This window comes from Neisseria sp. 19428wB4_WF04 (genome assembly GCF_015235335.1).
In the GTDB taxonomy this organism is placed as follows: domain Bacteria; phylum Pseudomonadota; class Gammaproteobacteria; order Burkholderiales; family Neisseriaceae; genus Neisseria; species Neisseria musculi.
Genome location: NZ_JADGLG010000029.1, coordinates 1 through 21,152 on the forward strand (window position 1 = coordinate 1; position 21,152 = coordinate 21,152).

The 21,152-nt window shown below is 51.5% G+C and carries 16 protein-coding genes; 7 read left to right on the forward strand and 9 right to left on the reverse strand.

All coding sequences use genetic code 11. The features are described 5' to 3' along the window. Nucleotides 1-384: 384 nt before the first annotated feature. A complete protein-coding gene (gene metF, locus IR141_RS07580; protein WP_135035454.1) occupies nucleotides 385-1,230 on the forward strand; it encodes a methylenetetrahydrofolate reductase [NAD(P)H] in 846 nt (281 codons plus the stop codon). A gap of 87 nt (nucleotides 1,231-1,317) precedes the next feature. Then, nucleotides 1,318-2,379: a tRNA (adenosine(37)-N6)-threonylcarbamoyltransferase complex transferase subunit TsaD gene (gene tsaD, locus IR141_RS07585; RefSeq protein WP_135035457.1), complete on the forward strand. Its 1,062-nt coding sequence runs from the start codon at nucleotides 1,318-1,320 to the stop codon at nucleotides 2,377-2,379. 1,257 nt (nucleotides 2,380-3,636) lie between these two features. Here the strand turns inward: tsaD and IR141_RS07590 are convergent. Together IR141_RS07590 and ppk2 are read right to left on the reverse strand one after the other, a co-directional pair. Then, nucleotides 3,637-3,981, reverse strand: a complete 345-nt coding sequence (locus IR141_RS07590; protein WP_135035460.1) for a hypothetical protein — start codon at nucleotides 3,979-3,981, stop codon at nucleotides 3,637-3,639. 132 nt (nucleotides 3,982-4,113) lie between these two features. Beyond that, complete coding sequence (gene ppk2 / locus IR141_RS07595) at nucleotides 4,114-5,043, reverse strand: polyphosphate kinase 2 (protein ID WP_135035463.1); 930 nt, start codon at nucleotides 5,041-5,043, stop codon at nucleotides 4,114-4,116. A gap of 169 nt (nucleotides 5,044-5,212) precedes the next feature. Between ppk2 and IR141_RS07600 the strand changes: the two genes are divergently transcribed. After that, nucleotides 5,213-7,006, forward strand: coding sequence for a bifunctional chorismate-binding protein/class IV aminotransferase (locus IR141_RS07600; RefSeq protein ID WP_135035468.1), 1,794 nt, complete (start codon nucleotides 5,213-5,215; stop codon nucleotides 7,004-7,006). A gap of 1,007 nt (nucleotides 7,007-8,013) precedes the next feature. Here IR141_RS07600 and yegQ read toward each other — a convergent pair. Further along, complete coding sequence (yegQ, locus tag IR141_RS07605) at nucleotides 8,014-9,414, reverse strand: tRNA 5-hydroxyuridine modification protein YegQ (RefSeq protein WP_135035474.1); 1,401 nt, start codon at nucleotides 9,412-9,414, stop codon at nucleotides 8,014-8,016. Between the two features lie 314 nt (nucleotides 9,415-9,728). Between yegQ and ubiM the strand changes: the two genes are divergently transcribed. Continuing rightward, nucleotides 9,729-10,913: a 5-demethoxyubiquinol-8 5-hydroxylase UbiM gene (gene ubiM, locus IR141_RS07610; RefSeq protein ID WP_135035477.1), complete on the forward strand. Its 1,185-nt coding sequence runs from the start codon at nucleotides 9,729-9,731 to the stop codon at nucleotides 10,911-10,913. Between the two features lie 131 nt (nucleotides 10,914-11,044). Here the strand turns inward: ubiM and IR141_RS07615 are convergent, their stop codons facing one another. The 5 genes from IR141_RS07615 to rpmB all read right to left on the reverse strand — a co-directional run bounded on the left by IR141_RS07615 (nucleotide 11,045) and on the right by rpmB (nucleotide 15,187). Further along, entirely contained in the window at nucleotides 11,045-11,518 is a 474-nt protein-coding gene (locus tag IR141_RS07615; protein ID WP_135035480.1) for a chemotaxis protein CheX, read from the reverse strand. Beyond that, nucleotides 11,515-11,886, reverse strand: a complete 372-nt coding sequence (locus IR141_RS07620; protein WP_135035483.1) for a response regulator — start codon at nucleotides 11,884-11,886, stop codon at nucleotides 11,515-11,517. Before IR141_RS07620 ends, IR141_RS07615 begins: the two co-directional genes overlap by 4 nt. Before the next feature lie 115 nt (nucleotides 11,887-12,001). After that, nucleotides 12,002-14,158, reverse strand: a complete 2,157-nt coding sequence (locus IR141_RS07625; protein WP_135035486.1) for an ATP-binding protein — start codon at nucleotides 14,156-14,158, stop codon at nucleotides 12,002-12,004. A 614-nt stretch (nucleotides 14,159-14,772) separates the two neighbouring features. Continuing rightward, on the reverse strand, nucleotides 14,773-14,928 hold the full coding sequence (gene rpmG, locus IR141_RS07630) for a 50S ribosomal protein L33 (protein ID WP_002212306.1): 156 nt from the start codon (nucleotides 14,926-14,928) through the stop codon (nucleotides 14,773-14,775). A gap of 25 nt (nucleotides 14,929-14,953) precedes the next feature. Further along, nucleotides 14,954-15,187 carry a 50S ribosomal protein L28 gene (gene rpmB, locus IR141_RS07635; protein WP_135035488.1) on the reverse strand — a complete coding sequence of 78 codons (234 nt, stop codon included), beginning with the start codon at nucleotides 15,185-15,187 and terminating at the stop codon, nucleotides 14,954-14,956. A gap of 528 nt (nucleotides 15,188-15,715) precedes the next feature. Here rpmB and IR141_RS07640 point away from each other — a divergent pair. Genes IR141_RS07640 through IR141_RS07650 form a run of 3 tightly spaced genes read left to right on the forward strand, consistent with a single transcriptional unit; the run spans nucleotide 15,716 to nucleotide 18,721 of the window. Continuing rightward, nucleotides 15,716-16,840, forward strand: a complete 1,125-nt coding sequence (locus tag IR141_RS07640) for an ABC transporter ATP-binding protein (RefSeq protein WP_135035491.1) — start codon at nucleotides 15,716-15,718, stop codon at nucleotides 16,838-16,840. Nucleotides 16,841-16,856: 16 nt separating this feature from the next. Continuing rightward, nucleotides 16,857-17,831, forward strand: a complete 975-nt coding sequence (locus tag IR141_RS07645; RefSeq protein WP_135035494.1) for an ABC transporter permease subunit — start codon at nucleotides 16,857-16,859, stop codon at nucleotides 17,829-17,831. Continuing rightward, nucleotides 17,831-18,721, forward strand: a complete 891-nt coding sequence (locus tag IR141_RS07650; RefSeq protein WP_135035497.1) for an ABC transporter permease subunit — start codon at nucleotides 17,831-17,833, stop codon at nucleotides 18,719-18,721. Before IR141_RS07645 ends, IR141_RS07650 begins: the two co-directional genes overlap by 1 nt. A gap of 246 nt (nucleotides 18,722-18,967) precedes the next feature. On the opposite strand, the gene IR141_RS07655 is transcribed toward IR141_RS07650, so the two are convergent. Further along, nucleotides 18,968-21,139 carry an AsmA family protein gene (locus tag IR141_RS07655; protein WP_135035500.1) on the reverse strand — a complete coding sequence of 724 codons (2,172 nt, stop codon included), beginning with the start codon at nucleotides 21,137-21,139 and terminating at the stop codon, nucleotides 18,968-18,970. Nucleotides 21,140-21,152: the final 13 nt, after the last annotated feature.

A 21,152-nucleotide genomic window follows, 5' to 3' on the forward strand; every position in this document is an offset into this window, starting at 1 on the left:
GCCCGGCCCGTTTCAGACGACCGGCGCCGCCGGCAGGCGGACGATGCGGCCCCCAGCCCCCGTGCCGGCATATCTCCGTGCACTGCTGGCTTTTCCGCCCGTGCCGTATCCTGCCGGCAGGTTCGGCAGCCGGGACACCTCCCCGCCTGCTTTGGGCTGCATACTTTCAAGCGCGCTGTGGCGGGCGGCGGCACCCGCCAAGCTTTGTCCTGCCGCACCTTAAATAGAAGAAATCGGGCTATCTGAAACTCTCTTTTTACCGCACACAATCATCCGATTCATATCCAAACAAATATTTTTCACACAAACCCCGCGCACTTCCGCTTGATTTAAAAACATCATGCCGCATAATCTCGGGCGTACCGAATATCAAAAGGCTCCGCCATGTTAAACAGCAAACAACGCAAAAAACTGAGTTTTGAATTTTTCCCCACCCGCACGCCCGAAGGCCGTGCCAAACAAGTGATCACACGCAAGCAACTGAGCCAGTTCGACCCTGAATTTTTTTCCTGCACTTCCGGCGCGGGCGGCTCCACCAAAGATGGCACCATGCAGGCGGTTCAGGATATTCTGAACGAAGGCGTGGCCGCCGCCCCCCACCTGCCCTGCGTGGGTATGCAGCCGCACGAAATCACCGCCCTGCTAAACGGATATAAATCTTTGGGTGTGCACCACATTGTTGCCCTGCGCGGCGATATTCCCTCCGGCATGGGCGCAGGGCTGGACGGGCTGCGTTACGCCAACGAGCTGGTTTCGCTGATAAAAACCGAGTTCGGCAACGATTTCCACATCGAAGTGGCAGCCTATCCCGAATACCACCCGCAATCGCGCAGCGCGGAAGACGATTTAAACAATTTCGTGCGCAAGGTCAAGGCAGGAGCCGATTCTGCCATCACCCAATATTTCTACAACGCCGATGCCTATTTCCGTTTTTTAGACGATGTGCACGGCCGGGGCGTGGATATTCCGATTATCCCCGGCATCATGCCGATTGCCAGCTTTTCCAAACTGGCGCGCTTTTCCGACACCTGCGGTGCCGAAATCCCCCGCTGGCTGCGGCTGAAGCTGCAATCGTATGCCGATGACACCGCCTCCATCAAAGCACTGGCGCTTGATGTGGTAACCGACATGTGCGAACGCCTGCTGCGCGAAGGCGCGCCCAGCCTGCATTTCTACACCCTCAACCAAGCCGGTCTGGTTTCAACGATTTGCCAACGCCTGGGCTATTGATACCTGCACAGCAACACAACAACGCTGTATCATTGCCATTTTAATCCACCATAGTTTCAACCAAAGCTTTCAGACGGCCTCATCATTATGCTGGTATTGGGAATAGAATCTTCGTGTGACGAAACCGGCGTTGCACTTTACGACACAGAGCGCGGCCTGCTCGCGCACCGGCTACACACACAAATGGCAATGCACGCCGAATACGGCGGCGTAGTGCCGGAGCTTGCCAGCCGCGACCACATCCGCCGCCTCGTGCCGCTTACGCAAAGCTGCCTTCAGGAAGCAGGCGCAGACTATGCCGACATCGATGCCGTAGCCTTCACACAAGGGCCCGGCTTGAGCGGCGCGCTGCTGGCCGGATCGGGCTACGCCAACGCATTGGCATTTGCACTGGGCAAACCCGTGGTGCCGGTACACCATCTCGAAGGCCACCTGCTCTCACCGCTTCTGTCCGACAACAAACCCGCCTTTCCGTTTGTGGCATTACTGGTTTCAGGCGGGCATACACAGTTTATGGCAGTTCGCGGCATCGGCAACTATACGCTGTTGGGCGAAAGCGTGGACGATGCCGCCGGCGAAGCCTTCGACAAAACCGCCAAGCTGCTGGGCCTGCCCTATCCCGGCGGCGCCGAGCTGTCGCAACTGGCCCGGCTCGGATCCCCCGGAGTATTTGAATTTCCACGCCCGATGCTGCATTCGCCCGATTTGCAGATGAGTTTTTCCGGCCTGAAAACCGCCGTATTGACTGCCGTGCAGAAAGTTCGCGCAGAAAACAACGGCAACATCCCCAAACAAACCCGCAACGACATCTGCCGGGCATTTCAAGACGCAGTGGTAGACGTATTGGCCGCCAAGTCCCACAAAGCCCTGCTCGATACAGGCTTCCGCACCCTGGTAGTGGCCGGCGGCGTAGGCGCAAACCAAAAGCTGCGCGGAACCCTGTCTGCACTCACCATACAGCCGCACACCAAAGGCCGCAGCAAACCACCCGCAGAAGCCGTAAAAGTGCATTTTCCAGCGCCGGAATACTGTACCGACAACGGCGCCATGATTGCCCTTGCCGGCGCCATGCGCTTGCAGAACGCGCAGACAGCAGGCAGCTTTGATGTAAAACCACGCTGGCCGTTAGCAGAAATTATGAAAAACTGACACCCCGCAAAGCCCAAAGCACAGCACCAATATATCATGCCGTCTGAAAAATTTCAGATGGCATGATATGTCCCTCCCCCCCCAAAAAAAAGGGGATCCGTTTTGACATTTTCCCTTGACAAGATGGAAGGGGAGGGCAAATGTCATCAGCCTGCCGCACCATCACGCCTGAATCCGAACGCTGTTTCAAATCCTGCACTGCCTGCGTATCTCGTGAATCAAGCCATGATTGCGTTTGTCTGCGAACCGTCAATTTTCCCATCCGAACCCCTGTTGTGCAGGACAAAACCTTATCCGAAGCGGAGCATCCAGCCGTTTGGCTGCTCGCGAAAATGATGGATAGGGAACCTGAACCTGCCAAACGCCGTGCCGGCATCAGGCAAAGCAGGCGGGCGGCGGCGTTTTGGGGAGCGGCATGGAAACACCGCTGTGTACGCGTATCACGCCCCTTATCTGACAGAGGGCAAAAACTAGGTTGCACCAATAAAGAAATACCGAAGCGTATCGCCTCTTGCCCAACAGACGGGCAGAAACAGCAGCCACCGCTTTGCACCTGCCGAGGAACCAAACGAAATACAACACATCCTGTTACGGTTTCACAACATCAATAAACAATGCCGAAAAATAAACAATACTGAATACAAAAGTGCCCCGCAAAAGCAGGGCACGACTTGGTTGTTACCGGTTGAATACACAAACGGCGTTGATACTTCGACGCGCTATCTTTCTATGCAGTATCAGTACAGCCATTGGCAAGGCTGGGAAACATACCGATTCAGTAGCTGTGATGTGTTAGATATAAGAGGTTTTACCCATCACCGCAAGTGGTTTACAGACAAACAAAACTATATAATGGCATCGAAAACTTCTTAACTTTGGCACACCAAAAGAGTAGTTAAAAGTTCTGCGAATTTGTCGTGGTATTTAAGGGCTAGGCCACGTCAATTCCGAAATTTTTGCACTAACACCATGAGTGTTAGGAAAGGTCGGATTGTTTACACTTTTATGCCGTACAGTTTTTGTTTTTACGATCAATGATGGTTTCGTAATTTTTTGAGTACGCTCAAAAACCACACAGCTTCGCCGTATCCTCGGACATTCTTAGCAACTCTATAATAGCCCCAAACCGGGTTTTCAGGCAAAAAGCGATAACGCGTAAACAACACTGGGATTTTCTTTAACCAAACCGTCTGAAGCCATATGCTGCCAAACTCGCTTGAGCAAAATAACGGTTTTGAGCTGAACTGGATGCGATGATTAATTTATTTCATAATAAATACTGGACATGCCTTTGCGTTTAAGTGTGGCACGCCCTTCTTGGACGTGCCAGCGGGTTGTGTTGTTGGCGTATTCCACGCCTTTGGCCCACGATTGGATCTGTTTCAGATTTTCTACGCTGTTTCCCTGCTTCAATTCAACGGTTAATGGGCTGTGGTTATTGTGGTAAACAGCAGTCAAGCGTTTGCCTTTTTTGGTTTGATAGTGAATGGTCTGGGTTTGCGACTCTGCTACTGCGGGTGCAGGGGCATCGGGGCGGACGGCTTTTTGTGTGCCGCAGGCGGCCAGGGCGGCAACGGCAAGTAAGAGCGCGTATCGTGTCATGATTTTTGGCTTTTATGTTATCGGAACGGTTATTATATCTTAACTGCATATTCTAAGAAATCTAAGCCGCCCAAAAACAGGCCGTCTGAAACATTTTCATATTTTCAGACGGCCTGTTTTTGGGTTTGCCGGTCAGTCGGCAATCACATCGAAGTTGTTGTCGGTAAATTTGGTATCGGGCACTTTCACCAGCAGCGGATCGGCTTCACCGATGGATTTAACGTCTTTGCCCGGGTAGTCGAGAGTGTGCAGGAATGCGCGGATACAGTTTAAGCGGGCGCGTTTTTTATCGTCTGATTTGATAATCGTCCACGGTGCATCGCCGGTGTGGGTGTGGAAGAACATGGCGTTTTTGGCATCGGTGTAGTCGTCCCAACGGTCAAGCGACTGGATATCGACCGGCGAGAGTTTCCAGTGTTTCAGCGGATCATCGCGGCGGGAAATAAAGCGGCGCAGCTGTTCTTCGCGGCTCACTGAAAACCAGAATTTAAACAGGTGGATACCGCTGGCCACCAGCATACGTTCAAACTCGGGTGTCTGGCGCATAAACAGCAGATATTCGTGCGGTTCGCAAAAACCCATCACGCGCTCTACGCCGGCGCGGTTGTACCACGAACGGTCGAAAAACACCATTTCGCCCGAAGTGGGCAGATTTTGGATATAGCGCTGGAAATACCATTGGCCTTTTTCGGTTTCGGTGGGCTTTTCCAAGGCCACCACGCGCGCACCGCGCGGGTTGAGGTGTTCCATAAAACGTTTGATGGTGCCGCCCTTGCCCGCTGCATCGCGGCCTTCAAACAGGCAGACGATGCGCTGGCCGGAATCTTTCACCCAGCTTTGCACTTTCAACAGCTCGATTTGCAGTTTTTTCTTTTCTTTTTCATAAACGCTGCGGCTCATGCGTGTGCGGTAGGGGTAGGCTTCCGGCAGCGGCGCGGTGCCGGAATCTTCTTTGGTTGCGCGGCCTTTGTGTTCCAAAACGGCTTTTTCAAACACCCGCAGCTCTTCTTTTTTTTCGCCGAGATCCACTTTCTCAAACGGTTTTAATTGGTGATCGGACATGTGTGCTCCTTGTGTCAAAAGGGTTAATCGGAATCAGTAAACTTTATGGGGTTATTCTACTCCTTTTCGCTGAAACGAACAAAAAAACTACACGTAACTAGATTTCTGTGCCATTCCGCCAAACAGGCGGCCTCCGCTATAATGCCGTTTTTTTCGCCCCTCTTGCGCCATGCCCTATTTCGCGCTGCTCGATGATGCTGTAAGCGGCCGTGCCGTTTGCTACGAAGGCTATGCCCACAGCCGTTTTCTCACTGCCGCCGAGCTCGACTCGCTCGACCGGTGTCTTCACGAAGGCTGGCGGTGCGGCCTGCATGTTTTCATCTGTGCCGACTACGAATTCGGCAGCCCCCCCGCCCACCTGCCCGGCAGCCCCGATGCCCGCCTTGCCCTGCATTGGTTTGCACACAAACGCGAAACCGATGCGGCATTGTGGCTGGAGGCGCATTGCGCGCACAATGTTCCCGCCGGCATTTCCACCCCGCAAACCGACACCCCGCAAGCCGCCTATATCCGTGCCGTACACGATATACAGGCGGCAATCGCGCGCGGCGACACCTACCAAATCAACTACACCACGCGCCTGCATCTCACGGCCTACGGCCACCCCGCCAAACTCTACCGCCGCCTGCGCCAGCCCGTTCCCTACGGTGCCTGCGCCTGCCTGCCCGATACACACGGCAACCCGCGCTGGATTTTGTGTTTTTCGCCCGAGCTGTTTCTCGATATTTCTTCAGACGGCCTTATCCGTACCGAACCGATGAAAGGCACGGCACCATTTTTGGGCGATGGTCTTGACGGGCAGCGTGCCCGCGCCTTGCAGGCCGATCCGAAAAACCGCGCCGAAAACGTGATGATTGTGGATTTGTTGCGCAATGATTTGGGCAAAATCGCCAGAACCGGGCAGGTGCGCGTGCCCGAGCCGTTCAAAGTGGGCCGCTTCGGCAGCGTATGGCAGATGACCAGCCTGATAGAAGCCGAAGCCGCGCCGCAAACCCGCGCCGCCGATATTTTCCGCGCCGCCTTTCCCTGCGGTTCGATTACCGGCGCGCCCAAACGCATGAGTATGCAGATTATCGCCCAAACCGAAACTGCACCGCGCGGGCTTTACACCGGCAGCATCGGTTTTCTCGAGCCTTGCGAAGGCGGCTTGGGTTTTCGCGGCACGCTCAATGTAGTAATCCGCACATTGGTGCTCTCCCCGCTTTCAGACGGCCTTTATCATGGTATTTACGGTGTCGGCTCGGGCATCGTGGCCGACAGCGATGCGCGGGCGGAATACGCCGAGTGCCAATGGAAAGCACGCTTTCTCAACCGCCTTGTGCCCGAGTTCGGCATTTTTGAAACCCTGCGCGTGCAGCACAAACAATGCGCCCTGCTGCACCTTCACGCCGGCCGTCTGAAACAGTCGGCCGCCGCCCTCAACCTGCCCTGCCCCGGCCGCCCCGAAACACACATTCAAACTTATTTGGACTCCCTGCCCGATAACGGTGCGTTCCGCGTGAAGGCCGCCCTCACTGCTTCAAGCGGCCTCACCCTCAGCCACGCGCCGTTAAGCAGCAAACCGCCCCTGCCGAAAGTGTGCCCGGCCGCAACGGCTCTGCCTGCCCGCGACTATCTGCGCCGCTTCAAAACCACCCGCCGCGAAATTTATGATGCAGGCTGGAGGGAGGCCGAGCGGCAGGGCGCGTTCGACAGCCTGTTTTTCAATTCAGACGGCCTGCTGCTCGAGGGCGGGCGCAGCAATGTGTTTGTCAAAACCGGCAACGAATGGCACACCCCCGCTCTTGATTTGGACATACTCAACGGCGTGATGCGCCAAGCCGTGCTGGCCGACCCCCAACCTTATCTGGGCGCGGCAACCGTGCACGAAAGCCGCATCACCCGCGCTATGCTGCGCCATGCCGAAGAAATCCGCCTGAGCAACGCCCTGCGCGGCGTGTTTGCCGTGGAATGGGTGGAATAATCAAAACTTTGGCTGAATACGGGTATTTCATTTGTTGATAGCGGGACAACACACTAGGAAACCGGGCGGCGCAACTGAGATGCTGCCACGATAACTTAAGGCCGTCTGAAACCCGAACGCCTTTCAGACGGCCTTTACCCCGATGCCCGCTTCACGATATTCGCGGCCGCCGCACCCCGGCCGGCTCTGTGATAATGAATCCGTTATTTTCGGCACGAGGCGGCAGGCCGCAACCACTACCAGATAATGTAAACCGATGCCGCCATTGCCCGGCAGATTAGCAGGTTCCAAATCGTTCCCGTCAAACCGAAGCACTGCAACGCCGCAGCGGACAGGCGGATTCTCATGACGGATTAAATGGAAACCAATGCCGCACAGCCCCTGCCTTGTCTCAATCGGGTAATCCGCCGAAGTGTAAGGCCGTCTGAAACTCAAAGTGTTTTCAGACGGCCTTTACCGCCCGACACCTGCTTCACGATATCTGCGGCCGCCGCACCCCGGCCGGCTCTGTGATAATGAATCCGTTATTTTCGGCACGAGGCGGCAGGCCGCAGGTATTACCGATCATACAAAATCAATTTTGCGCCGCCGCTTCGGCCGTTTAACCAAACCGTTTACCTTGAGCCGGGGCGCGGCAATGCCGCAAGCGCAACCAGAATAAGCGGATTTTCCATAACGGCTTAAATGGAAACCGATGCCGAAGCCCCCGCCTTGTCTCAATCGGGTAATCCGCCGAAGTGTAAGGCCGTCTGAAACTCAAAGTGTTTTCAGACGGCCCGAGACCTTTGGCCCGAACCTTTGCAAAAATATCCTTAATGCCGTCTGAAATGCTTAAGCCCCCTCATTCCCGCGCAGACGGAAATGAGGCCTTAAAAAATATTAATTATTTTATTTCAATTATTTATAAAAAACGAACGGATTCCCGCCGGCACGGGAATGGCGACAGCCCAATCTTTCAGACGGCCTGAATGAATTTTGCAAGATCTCGATATGCGTTACCGCCGCACTCAGGTTTGCCCTGTTACCTTGTGCGGCGGATGGGGCATTTGGGAGCAGGGGTTGATAATTTGTGCAATCAGCGCGTTTTCTTTGCCCTGCATATGCGGGATTTTCACTTGAATACCGTTGCCGGGGGCGGCATCTACCGCTTCGCCTTTGCGCATGATGGCTTCCAACACCACGGTTTGATTGCCTGCGGGGTGGATGATTTCCAAGATGTCGCCCACGGCGAAGCGGTTTTTTACTTCCACCGTGGCCCAGCCTTCGGCATCAACTTCCAGCACCTGCCCGACAAACCGGCTCTGCTTGGCGAGCGAATGGCCGGCCAGATAGTTTTGATAATCCTGCGTTTGGTGGCGCTCTAAAAAGCCGGAGGTGTAGCCGCGGTTGGCCAGGCCTTCGAGCTCTGCCAGCAGGCTGTAGTCAAACGGTTTGCCGGCCACGGCATCGTCAATCGCTTTGCGGTAGGCCTGGGCAACGCGGGCAACGTAGTAGACCGATTTGGTGCGGCCTTCCACTTTGAGGCTGTCCACGCCGATTTCGGCAAGACCGGCCACCTGCTCGATGGCGCGCAGGTCTTTGGAATTCATGATATAGGTGCCGTGTTCGTCTTCCATAATCGGCATATACCCGCCGGGGCGGTTGGCTTCTTCGATTAAAAACACTTTGTCGGCGGCGGGGTGGCGCCGCTGACCGTTGATGCCCTCAAACGCAGCATCGGCCTGCTCCTGCGCTCGGTTGAAATCAAACCCTTGCAACAGCTTGGCATCACCCGCTTCGTCTTCTTCGCTGCCGTGTACTTTGTAATCCCAGCGGCAGGCGTTGGTGCAGGTGCCCTGGTTGGGGTCGCGGTGGTTGAAATAGCCCGACAGCAGGCAGCGGCCAGAATAGGCGATGCACAATGCGCCGTGCACAAACACTTCCAATTCGATATCCGGGCATTCTTGGCGGATTTCGGCGATTTCTTCCAAGCTCAGTTCGCGCGAAAGAATGATGCGCTCCACGCCGGTTTTCTGCCAAAACTGCACGCCCCAATAATTGGTGGTGTTGGCCTGCACCGATAAATGAATGGGCATATGCGGCCATTTTTCACGCACCTGCATTATCAGGCCGGGGTCGGCCATAATCAGCGCATCGGGCCGCATGGCGATGAGAGGCTCCATGTCGGCCATAAAGGTTTTCAGTTTGGAATTGTGCGGCAGGGTATTGACGGTTAAGAAGAATTTTTTGCCGCGTGCGTGCGCTTCGCTGATGCCTTGTTCGAGCACGGGCAGTTTGGCAAATTCGTTGTTGCGGGCGCGCAGCGAATAGCGCGGGCTGCCGGCATACACGGCATCGGCACCGAAATCGAAAGCCGCGCGCATACGCTCGAGGCCGCCGGCAGGAAGGAGCAGTTCGGGTGGTTTCATGGTGTGTTGTGTTTGGAAAATAAATATATTTCAAACGGTTAGCCCGTCTGAAAAACAATTTTGGAGAAAGGTGGGATTATGCGCTTTTTAGCTTGGGCGGTCAATTTGGGCAGGGTTTGGAAGTTGGTTTGATTCTTTCAGACGGCCGATGGCTTTGGCAAAGCCCATTCAATCCGATTGCTTTATCAAACCTGCTTAGGCCGTCTGAAAAACTCCCTTGACGTATATTAAGGCCTCCGCAAAAACCACACATCAGATATAGCTTTTCGGGTATGCTTACGCCGTTTGATACTTGCCACAGCAAAGGAACCGTTATGACTCTGACCTGCGACATTATCGTTGTCGGCGCGGGCCCCGCCGGCTTGAGTTTCGCTGCTTCTTTGGCCGGCAGCGGCCTGAACGTTGTCTTAATCGAAAAAAGTCCGCAGGAAACTCTGCAAAACCCGCCTTACGATGGCCGGGAAATCGCTTTGACGCATCTTTCCAAAGAAATCATGCAGCGTTTGGGCATGTGGCAGCGTATTCCCGAAAATGAAATCTATCCTTTGCGCGATGCCAAAGTGCTCAACGGGCAGTCAAACTACCAGCTGCACTTCCCTGCGCCGAGCCAAGCGCGCGGCGAACCTGCCGACTGTTTGGGCTATCTGGTTTCCAACCACAATATCCGCAAGGCTGCGTATGAAGCTGCGGCAGAATCGGCAAATATATCTTTCATCTGCGGGCTGGGTGTGAAAGAGGTTAAAACCGATTCCGAGCAGACCCAAGTGGTTTTGGAAAACGGTGAAACTTTAACAGCCGGGCTGCTGGTCGCTGCCGACAGCCGCTTCTCGCAAACCCGCCGCCAACTCGGTATTGCATCCGATATGCACGATTACAGCCGCACGATGTTTTTATGCCGGATGAAACATACGGTTTCCAACCGGCACACGGCTTATGAATGCTTTCACTATGGCCGCACCATCGCCCTGCTGCCATTGGAGGAATATTTAACCAGCACCGTGATCACGGTTGACAGCGACCGCGTTGCATCTGTTCAGAATCTTTCACCCGAAGAGTTGGCGGCAAGCGTCAAACAGCAGCTTAACGGCCGCTTGGGCGATATGGAGCTGGCGAGCACCATTCATACTTATCCGCTGGTAGGTATGTTGGCCGAACGGTTTTACGGCACCCGCAGTGCGCTGATCGGCGATGCTGCGGTAGGGATGCACCCCGTAACCGCCCACGGCTTCAATTTGGGTTTGTCCAGTGCGGATATTCTCGCCGGCTTGATTAAAGAAGCAGCCCAATCAGGACGGGACATTGCTTCTCCGACGCTGCTGTCGCGCTATGACAGTAAACACGCCCTGCATGCCCGACCGCTGTATTATGGCACCAATATGCTGCTGAAACTGTTTACCGATGAGACTGCGCCGGCCAAACTGCTGCGCGGCTTAGTACTGCGTGTGAGCAACAATCTGCCACCGTTGAAAAAACTGATCACACGGCAACTCACGGGGTAAGACTCCTGTGTAAATAATCCGCCTTTGTCAAGCTGTTTCGTATTGCCGGGGAATATGGTGGATTGAACTAATCGGTTTAACTTCAATCCACTATAAATTAAGGGCGGGTATATACCTGCCCTTATGAGATTTTAATTTGAAGGGGTTCTGCTTTTATCTTTATACAATGCCACAACAATTGCAGCTTGGCACAATTTCCACTCTAAAGGAATCACAACCGAACGCCCTTCTCTTGGCAGCATGATTTCGTCCGGCGCTCCCTTTATCACGACAGGTACGGAAATTTCAAATTTCTCTCCGAACTCGCTGCGCGCATTACCGGCAATCGTGTTGGCAACCTCTCCAACCAAGTCCATCAAATTAGCTTCGGAGGTATCCTTCTCTCCCATCAACTCAAGCAACCGTTTGGCCATTTTTTCAGGCGAGGTAAAATACACAATCCCTTTGTTTTTTCCGGAAATCGCAATCACCCCAGAATAGTGCTGCGCCGCAGGAATAACATTTTCAACCAAATACGGCGTACCGACAAAAATCTCTTCCCCAGATACTTGGTTAAAATATTTTTTAACTCCTTCTAAAAATACCTGAAGCTGGTCTTCTCTCATTTTTGTAATCCTTCTGCCATTTCGTTTAAAGCTTCGAATAATGCTTCATCTGTAAAGGGCTTATAAAGAAATCCCCTTGCACCGTATTCCAGCGCTTTAATCCCCGTAGCCTTATCTGCCAGTGCGGAAATAACCAAAATATTGGCGTTTTCATTCAAGCTGATGATGTTACGGATACATTCCAAGCCATTCATTTCCGGCATAGTCAAATCCATAGTAACAATATCCGGGCACAAAATATCATACAATTGCACTGCATCTTTACCGTTTGCCGCTGTCGCCACCACTTCAAAGCGCATACTTTCCGATCCCCGTGTGATGCGGTTACGGATAATATTAGAATCATCTACCACCATTATTGTCAGCATTATTTTTCCCTATATTGCGTGTAGAAAACCGAACTCGTTCTCAAATATAAACATTTCTTCATTCATAAACAGCCGCATATTCGCCACTATAATTAAATATTATTTTAGGCTTGTCTCATGGTTTCTTCGGAACCGTCAAAATAATCCGTGTATAGGCACCTGTGCGCGTTGCCAGCGATAATCTGCCTTTCATCTGCTTAACACGGTTACTGATAATATCCATCCCCACTCCGCGGCCTGCGTCCTCATTACTGTCTGCCGCAGTAGAAAAACCGGGGGTAAATATTTTTTGGATCAGCACACGATTATCCAGTTTCGCAGCATCGGCATAAGAATAGCCCCCTGTTTCTACAAGTTTACTGCGGATTAACTCCGGATTAATACCTGCACCATCATCTTGAACTGTCAGCCGCACGGAATCACCGCCGTCTTCCAAAGTCAAGCGTATATGGCCTGCATCAAGTTTATGCTGCTTTATACGCTCTTCAGGGATTTCAATACCGTGCACCACCGCATTACGCAATAATTGCACTGCCAGCTCCCTAAGTTGGCTTCTTATCGTCAGATTAACGGCTTGATTGTCCATGCCCTCGCAACTAAAATCCACTTTTTTACGGTTACGTTGTGCAAGCTCTTCAACATATTTCGACAACTGCCCTTTTACCGGTTCGGAACTAACGACCCGTTGGGCCGCCTGGCGGGAAGGCTTGCCGTTATCTGCAGTCAGATTATTGATACGGTTATTGAGATCCTCAATAGTTTGGGTCAGATTGAACAACTCTTCTAAAGATACGGCCAGCGTTAGAAAATCTTCGCCATTCAAAGTTTTTCTGCCTTGCAAATCCCTCAAACTGTCTTCCAAATATTCGGCGATTGAAACAAAGCCATGCAGACTCAGCGAGCTGGCATCACCTTTCAACCCGTGCACTTCACGGAAAATAGCTCTCAATTTATTGAAGAAATCAACCTGTGCCTGCACCGGTTGCTTCAATACTTCATTAATATTATTGTTGCGCTTTTTGGCCGACTCGATAAAATCGGCTAAAAGTTGGGCATCTGCATTCAAAATGAAAGACAGCATCTCCATCTGCAAATCATTCTGCTCACGTTCTTTGGCGATTTTATCTTCCAACAATACCGCATTGGTTACATCGCTTACACTAACTAGCACACGCGCAATTTCCCCATCTTGGTAAACACGGTTGAATTTGAAATCAAGATAACGTATTTCTTTAATACCCGACTGATTGGTAATATTCATCGGGCTGCATGCCAAAGGATTCAAACTTTCAATCAGCTTTTCTTTAGCTCTAGAGTTATAAAGTTGGCGCACAAAACTGCCGGCCGTTTCCAAATCTTCCGGATTAGACACCATGCCAGACAATACGCTCAACATATTCTGTCCGGCAAAATCTTTCTTGCCCCACAAACGCTCCAACTCATTCGAATATTGAGACCCAATATTCAGATTTTTATCCAGCAAAAACAAACCGCTGTCCACCGTTTGCAAAATTTCGCGGTTTTCACGGCGCGCAATGGCAGCCACTCGGTCTGCCTTACCCAAACGGCGGATAAAAAAATTCACAAAAAACAGGAAATACAGCAGCGATAAGCCGATACCGGCCATCTGAACAATTTTCAGCTTAGCAGAAGCCTCTGTAATATCTTCATTTAAATAAACAATAATTTCATCAATACTTTCATATAATGTGTTGTGATTGTCTGCTGCGAACTCTGCTGCCTTTTTAGCAAAATCAGAATCGAAATCTGAAGCCACCGGATGTTTAATCGTGCTGTCGAGCAAGGGCTGATATTGTTCCCAAACTTTCTGAACCTTGCTCAGTGATTGCCGGATTGTTCCCCGACTCAGGCCGTCAATACTGTCCACGCCTTCAACCACATCATATGCCCCTCCTTTATCTATGACGTTAATCAAGTTTTGTGCATCACTGCGGCGCTTCTCTAATAATTTTTGATTTTCAACCTGATTGGCGGCATATTCCGCATTATCCGGAGCCGCAGTATATTCCAAATTTGCCAGCCGCAATGATTGGATCGTTACCAACAAATCATAAAGAGTATCGCTCAGAGTACCGGCTGCATCGATTTGAACTTGGTTTTTATTGGTTTGCTGGGTAAGGATATAACCGTAATACATCAATCCTGACACCATGGCTAGAAATACCGCAATAGAAATAATGATACCGCGATACCGCCTCACCGGAGAGCCGAACTCATCCACCAACTCTGAAACAGTTTGAGTATTATTCATAGCATCCCTTCTCAATTTTGGCCACACAGACAGAACCCTACCATACCGTCCCGTCAAAATACGCTTATTCAAACCAAAAGCAGTTTTAATTTAACATCTTCTATTAAAACTCCATTTAATCAAGATACAATATAACAAATAAATTTTTCTATTTCAGCGAAACTATTGATTCAGTCAGACTCATAGCATCCTTCAAAGTTCATTCAAAAAATATACTAACTGTTTACAATATAATTTTTAATTAAATTATAATTTAAATTATTAAATATATCAATTACTATAACTTTAATTATTAAATTATTACTCTATATTGAGTTGTTGATTGAATTGATGCAGCCGGTCATGCTGTCGAGCAAAAATCTTTGTAAAGTCTTATGCGGCGAAGTTGTTTATTCCCGTTACAGCAATTCCCCGCCCTGATTCAAAGGAAACAACTTACCGAAAATATTTGTATCTATATTATGTGTGCCTATATATAGTAGCGCGGCTCTCCAATAATGCAATCGCCAAGCAATAAGGCTGCACATCTCAAGCGGCAATCACTGCCATTCCCATAACCAAAAAGCCCTTGCTTATCGTCAGCAAGGGCTTTGCAGATACATGCTTCAAACCGTTTATTTCAATTTGGTTTCTTTGTAAACCACATGTTTACGGGCAACAGGATCGAATTTCTTGATTTCCAGTTTGCCCGGCATGGTACGCTTGTTTTTGGTTGTAGTGTAGAAGTGGCCGGTACCGGCTGATGATTCTAATTTGATTTTATCGCGCATTACGGTATTCCTTTAATTTCGTTAATTAAACTTCGCCGCGGGCGCGCATTTCCGCCAAAACAACATCGATGCCCACCTTGTCGATAGTGCGCAAGGCAGCATTGGACACGCGCAGGCGAACCCAGCGGTTTTCACTTTCTACCCAAAAACGGCGTGATTGCAAGTTGGGCAAAAAACGACGTTTGGTTTTGTTGTTGGCGTGTGATACGTTATTGCCAGACATCGGCCGTTTACCGGTCACTTTGCAAACTCGTGCCATGGTTAATCTCCAAACTTCCAAAAAAGTAAAGCGCGGTTTATACCATAAAAAGCATTTGCATTTCAAGATTGTTTTTTTGAAAGGTGGTGTTTTTCTATTGTCCGGCTGCTAATTCTGTTGTTTTCAAACCTAACCTGCATTGGCCGTCTGAAAAGGTTTTCAGACGGCCTTGTTATTCAGGATAAGATAAAGTGTTTAGACTGTGGTTGTGGAAAAATCTTCATTTGCAGCCGTCTGCATTGATTGGTTGTGTCAAAGTTTTCCAATGGTTCAAAAACTTAATTTTATATTGCCCCATTCAGTCATAGGCTAATATAATTACGGATTCAAGCGGGGCTGTCGGTAACCTTAACAGGTTTTCCACAGCCCTTAGAAATTTCCATGCTGCCCGTGCGCTTTTAAAAAGAAAACCGTTTGATTTTAATTTATTGAAATAAAAGGTTTTCCCTCAGGCAACCAAAACAGCTTTATTTCCACCCTTTGCGAAACCCGTTTTGCCGGTACCCGTTGTCGATTGGAGTATTGCTTATGAACGCAACCACTGCGTCTTCCACTCAGCCTTATTTGAAAATTCAAGGTTTGGTGAAAAAGTTTGGTGACAATTATGCTGTCGATCATGTCGACTTAAATATTGAAAAACATGAAATTTTCGCTTTGCTGGGCAGTTCGGGCAGCGGCAAATCCACACTGCTGCGCATGTTGGCGGGTATGGAAACGCCGAACCAGGGCAAAATTATTCTCGATGGGCAGGATATTACCCGCCTGGCTCCCTATGAGCGTCCGATTAATATGATGTTTCAAAGCTATGCGCTTTTTCCGCACATGACGGTAGAGCAGAATATTGCTTTCGGCTTAAAGCAGGATAAAGTACCCAAAGGCGAAATTATCGACCGCGTTGAAGAGATGCTGCGTTTGGTGCAGATGGCTAAATTTGCCAAGCGCAAGCCCCATCAGCTTTCAGGCGGCCAGCAGCAGCGTGTGGCCCTGGCTCGAAGTTTGGCCAAACGTCCGAAAATTCTGTTGCTCGATGAACCTTTGGGCGCATTGGATAAAAAACTGCGCCAACAAACCCAGCTTGAATTGGTGAACACATTGGAAGCAGTTGGCGTAACCTGCATTATGGTAACGCACGACCAGGAAGAAGCCATGACCATGGCTACCCGTGTGGCGATTATGTCGGAAGGCAAGCTGCAGCAAGTGGGAACGCCCAGTGATGTGTATGATTTTCCCAACAGCCGTTTTACCGCCGAATTTATCGGGGAAACCAATATTTTTGACGGAGTGGTTTTGGAGGATCATGCCGACTATGCCGTTATCGAATCTTCCGAATTAGAAAACAAAATACGTATCGATCATGGCTTGGGTGGCCGCGCCGAGCAGAATTTGTGGATCAGTATCCGCCCCGAAGACATCGATATGCATAAAGAACAACCGGCAGAAGCGGGCGGTTTCAACTGGGAAAAAGGCATTATCAAAGAAATCGCCTATTTGGGCAGCTTTACCATCTACCACATACAGTTGGCGGGCGGCCGCGTAATCAAGAGCCAAGTGCCTGCACCTTATTGGTATGTACGTAACATTACGCCGCCCACCTGGGATGAAACCGTTTATGTAAGCTGGCCTGAAAACCAACCTACTCCTTTGTTCAGCTAAGTTGCAGGGACACGCGATGAAACTGAAAAAACTGAAACGCAGGCTGCTGCGCCGCCCCGGACAGCGGGCGGTGGTTGCCGTGCCTTATATTTGGCTGCTGGTGCTGTTTTTGGTGCCGTTTGCAATTGTGCTGAAAATCAGCTTTGCCGAGCAGGAAATTGCCATTCCGCCTTATTCGCCGCTGATAACCACCGACCCCGATATGGGGCGGATGAATATCGCCCTGAGCTATCAGAACTATTCGGATATTTTCCAAACCTTTTGGAGCAGTTTGGGGCAGATGCTCAACCCGTTTGCAGGAAACGGCAACAATATTTACCTGCTTACTTATTGGCTGTCGATTAAAACCGCGCTGACCACAACCTTGATCTGCCTTGCGTTCGGTTATCCGATTGCATACGCCATTTCGCGAGCAAACCCCGCTTACCGGAACGGCCTGCTGCTGGCGATTATGCTGCCTTTCTGGACCTCGTTCCTGCTGCGTGTTTACGCTTGGATGGGGCTGTTGGGCCATAACGGCATTATCAACAACTTTTTGTTGAAATACAACGTTATCAGCGAGCCGTTAAACTTATTTTATAATTCATTTTCATTGAATCTGGTGATGGTTTACGCCTATCTGCCGTTTATGATTCTGCCGCTCTACACCCAACTGGTAAAACTTGACGGCAGGCTGCTGGAGGCAGCTTCTGATTTGGGGGCGGGGCCGGTAAAAGCTTTTTTCTCGATTACTCTGCCGTTATCGAAAACCGGCATCATCGCAGGCTCTATGCTGGTATTCGTGCCGGCGGTGGGCGAATATGTGATTCCCGAGCTGGTTGGCGGCTCGGAAAACCTGATGATTGGTAAAGTGTTGTGGCAGGCGTTCTTCGATCAGAACAACTGGCCGTTAGCTTCTGCCGTTGCTGTGGTGATGGTGATGCTGCTGGTGATTCCGATTGTGTTGTTCCACCGTTATGAAAACCGCGAGCTTGAAGAAGGAGCCAAATAATGTCGGCAAACAGATTATCTTGGTTTCTCAAATTGGTGCTGGGTTTGGGGTTGGCTTTTCTGTATATTCCATTGGTGGTTTTAGCGGTTTATTCGTTTAACGAATCCAAGCTGGTAACTGTTTGGGGCGGTTTTTCAACCAAATGGTACAGCGCGTTGATGAATAACAGCACCATTCTTGAATCGGCCTGGCTGTCGCTGCGGATTGCGGTTGTATCATCGCTGGCTGCTGTTGCACTCGGCACATTGGCAGGTTATGCATTGGCGCGCATCAAACGTTTCCGCGGCAGCACTCTGTTTGCCGGCATGGTGTCTGCTCCGATGGTTATGCCCGATGTGATCACCGGTTTATCGATGTTGCTGCTGATTATTCAGGTGCAGATGTTTCTGCAAAGCAGCGAACTTCTGGGCTGGCTTTATTTTGACCGCGGCTTTTTCACCATTTTTCTAGGACACACCACGTTATGTATGGCTTATATTACCGTGGTTATCCGCTCTCGTTTGATTGAGCTGGATCAGTCGCTGGAAGAAGCTGCCATGGATTTGGGCGCACGTCCGCTGAAAATTTTCTTTGTGATTACCCTGCCGCTGATTGCACCGGCCATCGCTTCGGGTTTTCTGCTGGGCATCACCTTGTCGCTGGATGATTTGGTGATTACCTCGTTTCTCTCCGGCCCCGGCTCGTCCACATTGCCGCAGGTGATTTTCTCGAAAATCAAGCTCGGCCTCGACCCGCAGATGAACGTGTTGGCAACTATTATGATTGCCATCGTAGGCACATTGGTGATTCTCATCAATTACTACATGATGCGCCAAACCACCAAACGTGAACGTGAAGCTGCCGAAGCCTATCGGCAGGAAAAACTGGCTTTGGAGAAAGTGGGCCGCTGATTTATCGTTACTGTCAATGCAAATTAAAAACCGAATCTTCTGAAAACAGAGATTCGGTTTTTTAATTGACAGCCGGTTATCTTAACGAGAGCAAAACCGCCCTATCTGCAAAGCCGTTCAGAACACGGCACCGGTTCCGACACGGTATTTGAATGCAAGAAGATATTCTAAAGCAATAATGGATAAATTGGCTTTAAGGCCGTCTGAAAAATCTGGACCGCGTTACAGCAGCCCGGTTTTTATGGCTCAGCGTTTGTTTGCGGATATGGACTCTGCTGCCGTTTTCGGCAGCGTATTGAGCCATTGCCATTGCTCGCGAAGGGTTTCGGCAAGAGCGCGTTGTTTTTCTTCGGGCGTGGCAAGGCCGGAAGTCAGGCGGTTGTAGTCGAGCGTTACCGAGGGGTTGGACACCGGGCCGCTGATTTTGATGGGTATGGGTTTGGCTTCGGGATTGGCGCTGTTGCGGATTAACACATTTTCCGAAACCGTCTGGGTATTGAGATCGGTTTGGCCGCTGCCAGTGATATGAAAGGCTTCGGATTTCAGCTCGGCATATTCGTGCCGGCCTATGCCCGCACTGATTTCGCTGTTGAGCAAGAAACTGCGGAACGGTGTCTGCATTATCTGCCCGCTGCTGATTTTGTTGTCAGACGGGATATTGTTGCGCAGTTTGCTCAGAAAACCGACCATGTCTATGCCCAGCCATGCGCCGTTGGAAATATTCAGCTGCAGACTGCCCTTGAGCGTCCGGGTGAGGCTTGCATGGTCGCTGCCTTCGGCGGTAAGGTCGATAACGGCATTGCCGTTGCCGCTGATGCCGTGATAGCCGAGCAAGTCTTGCAGCAACGGGCGTATGTGTACGCCTTGGGCGTTTTGCTGCAAATGGTAAACGGGCGGGTTGGTGTTGGCAATGCTGATGCCGCCTTCGGTGCGCCCGCCGTATAAGCCGGCGCTGAAGTTGGTAAGGGTGATGCGGTGGTTGTCGGCACGGATAAGGGTTTGCAGATCATCAATTTGCAGCCCGGGCAAGGTGAGGCCGCCGACACGGACGGCAGCTTCGACACGCGGCATCAGCGGGTGGCCGAGCAGGGTAGAGAAAGACGCGCTGCTTTTTGCCTGCAAATCGTTCCAATAGGGAGTGAGCGAAATTTTGCCTGCATCCAGTTCGGCGGTGAGCTTGGCGGGTTCCTTACCGGCTGCGGCAGCATAACGGGCGGAGAGGGCGGCGTTTTGGTGATCGAACAGGCCTTTGAGATCAAGCTGCCAATTATGGTTGCCGCTCATAGCGAAACGCCCTTCCATGCGGCTGATCAGGCGCGGGTGCGGGGCGGCTTTAATGTTTTCCTGATGGGAGGACAACACGAGGCGGCCGGATTCGAGCAAGGTGTTTTTTTGCCAGGCAAGCGGACCGGAAAGGCTGAAAGTGGTTTGCCGCAAGGCATTTTTGTGGCTGCCGTTGAGATTGAATTCACCCACCGCGGCGACATGCGGGCTCAGGCTGACACGGGCAAGCGTGAAAGAGCCGTCCCAATGGCCGCCATCATTGCCTGCAGTGAAAACGCTGCTGATTTCAGCGGCACTGAGCCGGTTGTTTTCCCACAGTATCAGCGGGCTGCGACCACTCAGGTGGAATTGCCGGTAGTCGCTGTCGGCGCGCAGGCTGATGTTTTCGGCCTGCAGGGTATGTGTTTGCGGCTGCCATACTGCATCGGCATCGGCGGCCAGCCGGACGGTGCCCTGTCGAAACGGCAGTTCGGCTTCGAAATGCAGGGCGGGCAGCTGCCAGCCGCCGTCTGAAGGCGCAGCCGTTCCGCTGCCTTTCCATGCCGAGGGCAGGCCGCCGTTGCGGCGGGTGAGGCCGCTGATTTTGAAGGCGCGGCCTTTTTCGCCCGATTGCCCGATGTTGGCATTAAAACCTTCGGTGCGGTAGCTGCCTTCGGGCAGGTGCAGGTTGATGCGGCTGTTTTCCACAATCAGACGGTTGATAGACCGGCTGCTGCCGCGCGGCGGCCATAAGTCTTGCAGACTCCAGCTGCCATCTGCGCGGCGGGTCAGCTCGGCATCGGCGTTTTGCAGCACCCATTTTTCGATTTCCATACCGTTCCATAAACTGCGCCACGAAAGCCCGATGCGCATTTCGCCGATATGCACGGCATCGGCACGGCTGTTTGGTTTGCTCACGGCCACACCGCGCAGGGTGAGGGTAGGGCGCGGCAGCCAGCTTCGGCCGATATGGGCATCGAAGCGTACTGTGCGGCCGGTGCCGCGCACGGCCTCATCGGCCCATGCCTGAATACGGCGGCCGTCAAGCAGATGGTGCAGCAGAAAATAAAGACCGAGCGCGGCGGCAGCGGCAGCCAGCGTGCCGTACACCGCGCAACGCAGCCAGAACTTTCCCGATTGGAGCAAACGAATCATGATAAAAGAATAA

What these genes read in the sequence shown, in the direction of transcription:
- metF (WP_135035454.1), top strand. Translation starts at nt 385, where the DNA reads ATGTTAAACAGCAAACAACGCAAAAAACTGAGTTTTGAATTTTTCCCC.
- tsaD (WP_135035457.1), top strand. Translation starts at nt 1,318, where the DNA reads ATGCTGGTATTGGGAATAGAATCTTCGTGTGACGAAACCGGCGTTGCA.
- IR141_RS07590 (WP_135035460.1), bottom strand. Translation starts at nt 3,981, where the DNA reads ATGACACGATACGCGCTCTTACTTGCCGTTGCCGCCCTGGCCGCCTGC.
- ppk2 (WP_135035463.1), bottom strand. Translation starts at nt 5,043, where the DNA reads ATGTCCGATCACCAATTAAAACCGTTTGAGAAAGTGGATCTCGGCGAA.
- IR141_RS07600 (WP_135035468.1), top strand. Translation starts at nt 5,213, where the DNA reads ATGCCCTATTTCGCGCTGCTCGATGATGCTGTAAGCGGCCGTGCCGTT.
- yegQ (WP_135035474.1), bottom strand. Translation starts at nt 9,414, where the DNA reads ATGAAACCACCCGAACTGCTCCTTCCTGCCGGCGGCCTCGAGCGTATG.
- ubiM (WP_135035477.1), top strand. Translation starts at nt 9,729, where the DNA reads ATGACTCTGACCTGCGACATTATCGTTGTCGGCGCGGGCCCCGCCGGC.
- IR141_RS07615 (WP_135035480.1), bottom strand. Translation starts at nt 11,518, where the DNA reads ATGAGAGAAGACCAGCTTCAGGTATTTTTAGAAGGAGTTAAAAAATAT.
- IR141_RS07620 (WP_135035483.1), bottom strand. Translation starts at nt 11,886, where the DNA reads ATGCTGACAATAATGGTGGTAGATGATTCTAATATTATCCGTAACCGC.
- IR141_RS07625 (WP_135035486.1), bottom strand. Translation starts at nt 14,158, where the DNA reads ATGAATAATACTCAAACTGTTTCAGAGTTGGTGGATGAGTTCGGCTCT.
- rpmG (WP_002212306.1), bottom strand. Translation starts at nt 14,928, where the DNA reads ATGCGCGATAAAATCAAATTAGAATCATCAGCCGGTACCGGCCACTTC.
- rpmB (WP_135035488.1), bottom strand. Translation starts at nt 15,187, where the DNA reads ATGGCACGAGTTTGCAAAGTGACCGGTAAACGGCCGATGTCTGGCAAT.
- IR141_RS07640 (WP_135035491.1), top strand. Translation starts at nt 15,716, where the DNA reads ATGAACGCAACCACTGCGTCTTCCACTCAGCCTTATTTGAAAATTCAA.
- IR141_RS07645 (WP_135035494.1), top strand. Translation starts at nt 16,857, where the DNA reads ATGAAACTGAAAAAACTGAAACGCAGGCTGCTGCGCCGCCCCGGACAG.
- IR141_RS07650 (WP_135035497.1), top strand. Translation starts at nt 17,831, where the DNA reads ATGTCGGCAAACAGATTATCTTGGTTTCTCAAATTGGTGCTGGGTTTG.
- IR141_RS07655 (WP_135035500.1), bottom strand. Translation starts at nt 21,139, where the DNA reads ATGATTCGTTTGCTCCAATCGGGAAAGTTCTGGCTGCGTTGCGCGGTG.